Genomic DNA, 6,808 nt, shown 5'->3' with positions numbered 1-6,808 from the left:
ATTTTTAATTCACAGGAAGAGATGAAAAAGATTAGAGAGAGGATAATAGAGCTAAGAAAGGAACTTGGTTTTACAAGAACAGAATTTGCAGCAAGAGTTGGGGTCTCTGCATCCTATATTCATATTATTGAAACTGGAAGACAGGAACCAACCTTGAGAGTGCTTGAGAGTATAGCAAGAGCCTTTGATATACCAATTATATACTTCTTTGAAGATATAGATATTTCAGAAAAACCTGTAGAAAAACTTATCTCTGTGCCTGTAAAGGGGAAGATTTCAGAAAAGAAACCAATTCAATGGGAAGAGGAAGGGAACATAACCATTCCTAAAAAATGGGTAGAAGGGGATATGTTCTTTCTTAAATATCAGGGGAAGGGAATAAAGAGTTTTGATTTAAAGAAGGGGGATTTTATACTTGTCTCCCAGGAGGAGAATTTAAGAAATAAGGATAGAGTTATTGTCCTATTTGATAATACATCGAACTTTGCCACCCTCTCCTTTGAAAGAGGAAATTGGTTACTAAGACCTGCTGTTGAGGGGGATTTTACCTATATACTTGAAAGTAGGAAATTTAAGATACTAAGGATCAACAGGATTGTAAGATTGGTTGGAAAGATAAGCAAATAGCTTTCTTAAAGCTTTACTTCTATGACTAATTTTGTTCTTCTCTTCAAAAGAGAGTTCCCCTATGGTCTTATCAAGTTCTGGAAGATAAAATATGGGATCATATCCAAATCCCTCTTTACCCCTTTTCTCAAACCATATGTAACCACTCAGCGTTCCCTCAAAAGCCTTTTCTCTTTCACTATCCTTATAGACTATAACAGTCTTAAACATCGCCTTCCTTTTTTCAAAAGGAACGCCCTCAAGAAGTAATAGTACCTTTTTTATATTCTTTTCAAAATCCCCATCTTCTCCTGCGAATCTTTTTGAAAAAACACCTGGTTTTCCATCAAGATAATCAATAATCAAACCAGAGTCATCTGCAATTGTTGGTATTTTTGTTTTTTCAAAAGCGTATCTTGCCTTGATAAGAGCATTCTCAAGAAATGTTTCTCCTGTCTCCTCTGGCAGTGAAAGTCCATTAAAATCCCTAAGGGACAGGAATTTTATTTTTAAATCAAACAACTTAGAAACCCCTATATATTCTCTTAGCTTGTGTGGATTTTCAGTAGCCACTAATAGCGTCTTTGAGAAGTTCTTTTTCATAGTTTATTATCTCGTTTATACCTTTCCATGCAAGTTTAACAAGTTTAAAAAGTTCTTCCACAGAAAACTCTCTCTTCTCTCCCGTCCCCTGAATCTCTATAATTTTCTTCTGCTCATTCATAACAACATTCATATCAACCTGTGCCTCAAAATCTTCACTAAAATTTAGATCTAAAAGAATTTGATCAGATACAATTCCCACACTCACAGCACCTATAAAGTATCTAACTGGAAAATAAGGAATCTTTCCCCTTTTAAACAACCTTGAGAGGGCAAGGTAAAGAGCGACAAATCCTCCATTTATCGCAGCAGTCCTCGTTCCACCATCTGCCTGTATTACATCTGCATCAATCCATATGGTCATACCTGGTATCCCTTTTAAATCAACACAGGTCCTCAAAGTCCTTCCTATTATCCTCTGAATCTCCTGACTCCTTCCCTCTATTCTGCCTTTATCAATATCCCTCATAGTTCTTGGATAGGTTGAACCTGGAAGAAGTGAATACTCTGCTGTGATCCATCCCATATTTGTATTTCTCAAGAATTGTGGCACCTTCTCATCCACCATGGCGGTACATATAACCTTAGTATCTCCCATCTGAACAAGAACTGAACCAAGTGGATACTTTAAGAAATCTATCTCTATAGAAAACTCCCTTAACTCGTCAGGTTGCCTTCCATCTTTTCTTTTAACCAATTTCTCTCTCCTTTCTTTTAAGAATTATACATTCAACTGTTTAATATTGTCAAATAGAATTCAATTGTTAAAAATCTTCTACAAAGAAGCAGCAACGGAGCCTCTAATGGTTTGACTTATTTTAAAAAAGGAATTAAAATTATTACATGCACAGAGAGGAGATAGAGTTAAGAGGACATATAATTGATTCAATGATTCTACCAAAAATTTTTGATGTTATCATGAACATGGGGGGTGAATTTGAAATTCTTGAGTTTGAGATAGGAAAAAGAAGGGAACTTCCAAGTTATGCAAAGCTTCTCGTCATGGCAGAAAAAAGAGAGGTCCTTGAAGATATTCTTGAGGAAGTTCAGAAATTGGGCGCCACTCTTACAGAGGAAAAAGAAGTTAACTTATCTCCAGTAGAAAAGGATGGAGTTGCCCCAGATAACTTTTATTCAACCACAAACCACAAAACCTATATAAGGCTTAACAAAAAATGGATATATGTAAAAAACCCTGAAATGGATTGTGTAATTGTGGTCAAGGGAGAAGAGGCGGAAACAAAACCAATAAATGAATTAAAGAAAGGCGAGATGGTTGTTACTGGTTTTGATGGGATAAGAATTGAACCACCAGAAAGACCAAGAGGAAACCTTGGACCATTTGAATTCATGAACAGCGATGTTTCCATAGAGAAGCCAAAAGGCACGCTTATAAGGGCAGTAGCAAGGGAGATAAAAAAGATAAAAGAGAAGGATGGAAAGATTGGTGTTGTGGTAGGTCCTGCAGTTGTACATACAGGTGCTCATGTTTTTCTTGCGGAAATGATAAGATTGGGTTTTGTGGATGCTTTCTTTGGAGGAAATGCAATTGCAGTGCATGATATAGAGTATGCTCTCTTTGGAACATCTCTTGGTATAAACATTGAAACAGGAGAAGTATCAGAACATGGACACAGAAATCACTTAAGAGCAATAAACACTATAAGAAAGATTGGATCCATCAAGAAAGCTGTTGAGACTCATGTATTAAAAAGTGGTGTGATGTATGAACTTGTAAAGAATCATGTCCCTTTTGTCCTTGCTGGAAGTATAAGAGATGATGGACCCTTACCTGAAGTTGTAACTGATACAATAGTTGCCCAAAGAAAAATGAGAGAACTTCTAAGGGATATAGATTTAATTCTCATGATGTCAACCATGCTTCACTCCATAGCAGTTGGTAATTTAATCCCTTCTTATGTTAAAACGGTATGTATAGATATAAATCCATCAGTGGTAACAAAACTAATGGATAGGGGATCAGCTCAAACTCTGGGAATTGTAACAGATGTGGGAGAGTTTCTCCCACTTCTTGTTAGAGAACTTAAAAAATAAAACGAATAAAAGAGGTGCAATATGAAAGAAGTAATTGAAAAAGCAAAGAAGGCATTTGAGGTTAAAAATATAGTTGCAACTCTTCCGACAGAGGTAAAAAATAACGCCCTTCTCTTTATGGCAGAAGAACTTGTAAAGAGGAAAGATCTCATTATAAAGGAAAACAAAAAAGATATGATAAAGGGTGAAGAGAAGGGATTATCTAAATCTCTACTTGATAGACTTCTTCTTAATGAAAAAAGGATTCATGGTATTGCTGAAGGTTTAAAGGTTGTAGCTTCCCTTCCTGACCCTGTAGGTGAGGTGGTATCAGGCTGGCAAAGACCAAACGGTTTAAGAATAATGAAGATGAGAGTTCCAATTGGATTAATAGGAATGATCTATGAGGCAAGGCCCAATGTTACAGCAGATGCTATAGGTTTAACATTAAAAAGTGGAAACTGTGTAATTCTTAGAGGAGGAAGTGAGGCGATAAATTCAAATATTGTCATATGGAAGATCCTATCAGAGGCAGCATACAGGTCAGGAATTCCTGAAGGTTCCATTCAACTAATTGAAACAACCAATAGAGAGGCAGTTTTTACACTTCTCACTTTAACAGAATACCTTGATGTGGTAATTCCAAGGGGCAGCGCTAAGTTTATAAATTTTGTTAAGGAAAATGCAAAGGTTCCTGTAATTGAAACTGGAGCAGGAGTTGTTCATATATTTGTAGATGAGTCAGCAAATGTAGATATGGCAAAGAGAATAATCGTAAATGCAAAGGTTCAAAGGCCTTCTGTATGTAATGCAGTGGAGAAGATTTTATTTCATAGGAAAGTAAAGGAGACACACATTACTCCTATCCTTGATGCTTTAAAAGAGAAAGGAGTCACTATTATAGGTGATAGAGAGGTTCAGGAAGTTTATGAGGATACAATACCAGCTACAGAAGAAGATTGGATTAAGGAGTATCTTGATCTTAAAATAGCAGTGAAAGTTGTATCAAATGTTGATGAGGCAATAAAACACATAAACAAATATGGAACCCATCATTCAGATGCTATAATCACGGAGGATTACAGCAATGCAATGAAGTTTCTCTCCTCTGTGGATTCCTCATGTGTATATGTAAATGCATCAACAAGATTTACAGATGGGTTTGAGTTTGGCTTTGGAGCAGAAATAGGCATATCCACACAGAAACTTCACGCAAGAGGTCCCATGGGTCTTAAAGAACTTACAACTACAAAATACATAATATTCGGTAATGGGCAGGTGAGAAAATGAAAGTTTCAATAATTGGATGTGGAAAGATGGGTGAATCTATACTTAAAGGACTCTTAAACAAAGGATTTAACAAATCCAATATATTCATAACTACAAAAACAGAAACTCATCTTAAAAACTTACTGGAAAGATACAAAGTAATGGGTTCAACTAAAAATATTGATGCTATTAACTTCTCAGATGTCGTAATACTTTCCATAAAACCACAGAACCTTGAAGAGATTTCAAAGGAACTAACTGGCAGATTTGGGGGAAAGATACTAATCTCAATTCTTGCTGGAATAAGTATCAAGAACCTGAAGGATTATTTTAAAGTAAAAAAAGTTGTAAGGTGTATGCCAAATCTTCCCTCAAGGATTGGAAAGGGAATAACAGTGTGGACTGATTCAGGTTTAGATGAAGAAGAAAAAAACATAGTTAGAAAAATACTCTCTTCTATCGGTGAAAATATTTATGTGGAAAAGGAAGAATTTATAGATATTGGAACATCTCTAAGTGGTTCTGGTCCAGCTTATGTATTTTTATTCCTTAAATCTATGACTGACGCCGGTGTTTATCTTGGACTTCCAAGAGATATAAGTGAGAAACTCTCTGAAGAAACTGTCATTGGTTCAGTTCTTCTTAAGAGAGAACTTAAAAAAACATACGGTGAACTCATAGATATGGTTTCTTCACCTGGAGGAACCACAGTCGAGGCACTTCTTAAATTGGAGGAGGGTGGTTTTAAGTCCACTCTAATGAAAGCAATAATTGCGGCATATAAGAAAAGCAAAGATTTAAGGAGGTGATGGGTTTGATAATCGGCCTTATGTCAGATTCACATGGCTCACTTAAGTGGTTTAAAAGAGCATACAATCTATTAAAGGATACAGACTTAATAATACATGCAGGAGACATTCTCTATCATGGACCAAGAAATCCACTACCAGATGAATATCTACCTAAAGAGTTATCAGAGTTTATAAACACCATACCTAAGGAAAAAATTATATTTGTCAAAGGAAACTGTGATTCAGATGTTGATCAGATGGTGATAAATCATGATATCAGTAAGAGGTTTAAACTCATAGATATTAAACCCTTCACTCTGGGAATAATACATGGGGATCAGTTTAAAAATGATAGCGAGATGTTCAAATTTATGGAGGAGTTTGATATAGATATCCTCATTCATGGTCATTACCATGTAAAGAAAGCAGTGTCATCAAATAATAAAATCATCATAAGCCCTGGCTCTGTATCTCTTCCCAAAGACAGCTCAAAGAGTGCAGGGATACTTACAATAGAAAAATTTAATGTCGCTGTTGAGTTCTTTGATCTATCCAGTGGAGAATTACTGGTAAAAAAATCCTTCAAACTTGTTAAATGAAGATAAAGAAGATTTTTCTCTTTGATAATGAAAGGAAAAGAAAAGTAGAAACAGATGTTTTCTTGCCAGAAGATGTAGATAATAGTCCAATACTATACTTTTCACATGGCGCTGGAGGAACACCTGAGAACTACCTTTATCTATTTAGATACTTGACAAAACATGGATACTCTATATTTGCTCCACATCATCCAGGAAGCGATAGAAAAGCATTAAAAAATCTACTTGATAAAGGATTAAATGTAAAAGAGGCAATTCTAAAAATGCTTGAGGATAAAGATGAATGGATAAATAGGCCAAAGGATATATCATTCTTAATAGACGAAACATACAAACTCAAGGAAAAATGGAAGTTTCTTAATCTGAAAAAGATGGGAGCCTTTGGCCACTCCTATGGTTCATACACGGTAACAGTGATATCTGGTGCAAAAATATTTATGAATAGAAATTTTATCTCATTAAAAGACGAGAGGATAAAAGCTGTAGTTTCATATTCCCCACAGGGAGATGATTCCTTAGGTATTCCAAGGATGTTTAAACCCTCTTCATGGAAAGATATAAAAATTCCTTTCCTACAGATTACAGGCTCCAATGATATTGGTATAGAGGGTCAACCTGTGGAGTGGAGGATGCAGGGTTTCAAAGAAGCAGAGTCTAAAGAAAAATATTTTTTATTGATATATGGAGCAAACCATTTTGATTTTACAGATAAAGGAAAGGATGATGGAGAAATCCATAAGCTTATAAAATTTCTAACATATACATTCTTTGAAATTGTGTTATCCAAAAAATTTAACCTTAAAGTGTATTTAAGGGAAGAAACTTTAAGAAAAAATTTTGTAGGAGGAGAAATAGAGGATATACTTCTCTTAAAAGCTATGTAAGGAGGAGAGAATGTATGAAGAT

The 6,808-nt window shown here is 35.3% G+C and carries 8 protein-coding genes; 6 read left to right on the top strand and 2 right to left on the bottom strand.

The window, feature by feature from the left end; all coding sequences use genetic code 11:
- Positions 1-627: helix-turn-helix transcriptional regulator (locus J7J33_06495; GenBank protein ID MCD6168926.1), on the top strand; the 627-nt coding region annotated here is incomplete at its 5' end.
- On the opposite strand, the gene rdgB is transcribed toward J7J33_06495, so the two are convergent.
- Together rdgB and rph are read right to left on the bottom strand one after the other, a co-directional pair.
- Positions 580-1,209, bottom strand: a complete 630-nt coding sequence (rdgB, locus tag J7J33_06490; protein ID MCD6168925.1) for an RdgB/HAM1 family non-canonical purine NTP pyrophosphatase — start codon at positions 1,207-1,209, stop codon at positions 580-582. The two genes, J7J33_06495 and rdgB, sit on opposite strands and share 48 nt — an antisense overlap.
- Positions 1,169-1,906, bottom strand: a complete 738-nt coding sequence (rph, locus tag J7J33_06485; GenBank protein ID MCD6168924.1) for a ribonuclease PH — start codon at positions 1,904-1,906, stop codon at positions 1,169-1,171. The genes rdgB and rph overlap by 41 nt, the downstream gene beginning before the upstream one ends.
- A gap of 146 nt (positions 1,907-2,052) precedes the next feature.
- Here rph and J7J33_06480 point away from each other — a divergent pair, with 146 nt between their 5' ends.
- From J7J33_06480 to J7J33_06460, 5 genes are read left to right on the top strand one after another with little or no spacing between them, the layout of a single operon-like run.
- A complete protein-coding gene (locus J7J33_06480) occupies positions 2,053-3,264 on the top strand; it encodes a TIGR00300 family protein (GenBank protein ID MCD6168923.1) in 1,212 nt (403 codons plus the stop codon).
- A 21-nt stretch (positions 3,265-3,285) separates the two neighbouring features.
- Positions 3,286-4,533: a glutamate-5-semialdehyde dehydrogenase gene (locus J7J33_06475; protein ID MCD6168922.1), complete on the top strand. Its 1,248-nt coding sequence runs from the start codon at positions 3,286-3,288 to the stop codon at positions 4,531-4,533.
- On the top strand, positions 4,530-5,321 hold the full coding sequence (proC, locus tag J7J33_06470; GenBank protein ID MCD6168921.1) for a pyrroline-5-carboxylate reductase: 792 nt from the start codon (positions 4,530-4,532) through the stop codon (positions 5,319-5,321). Before J7J33_06475 ends, proC begins: the two co-directional genes overlap by 4 nt.
- Positions 5,322-5,326: 5 nt before the next feature.
- Complete coding sequence (yfcE, locus tag J7J33_06465) at positions 5,327-5,902, top strand: phosphodiesterase (GenBank protein MCD6168920.1); 576 nt, start codon at positions 5,327-5,329, stop codon at positions 5,900-5,902.
- Positions 5,899-6,786 (top strand): hypothetical protein, encoded by an 888-nt coding sequence (locus J7J33_06460; GenBank protein MCD6168919.1) that lies wholly within the window; start codon positions 5,899-5,901, stop codon positions 6,784-6,786. Before yfcE ends, J7J33_06460 begins: the two co-directional genes overlap by 4 nt.
- The last annotated feature ends 22 nt before the right edge of the window (positions 6,787-6,808 follow it).

Source organism: Caldisericia bacterium, from assembly GCA_021158845.1.
Classification (GTDB): domain Bacteria; phylum Caldisericota; class Caldisericia; order B22-G15; family B22-G15; genus B22-G15.
This window is presented reverse-complemented; position numbering and strand designations above follow the sequence as displayed.

Excerpts from the sequence above, each read along its gene's own strand:
- rdgB (MCD6168925.1), bottom strand. The coding sequence starts at position 1,209 with ATGAAAAAGAACTTCTCAAAGACGCTATTAGTGGCTACTGAAAATCCA.
- J7J33_06480 (MCD6168923.1), top strand. The coding sequence starts at position 2,053 with ATGCACAGAGAGGAGATAGAGTTAAGAGGACATATAATTGATTCAATG.
- J7J33_06475 (MCD6168922.1), top strand. The coding sequence starts at position 3,286 with ATGAAAGAAGTAATTGAAAAAGCAAAGAAGGCATTTGAGGTTAAAAAT.
- proC (MCD6168921.1), top strand. The coding sequence starts at position 4,530 with ATGAAAGTTTCAATAATTGGATGTGGAAAGATGGGTGAATCTATACTT.
- J7J33_06460 (MCD6168919.1), top strand. The coding sequence starts at position 5,899 with ATGAAGATAAAGAAGATTTTTCTCTTTGATAATGAAAGGAAAAGAAAA.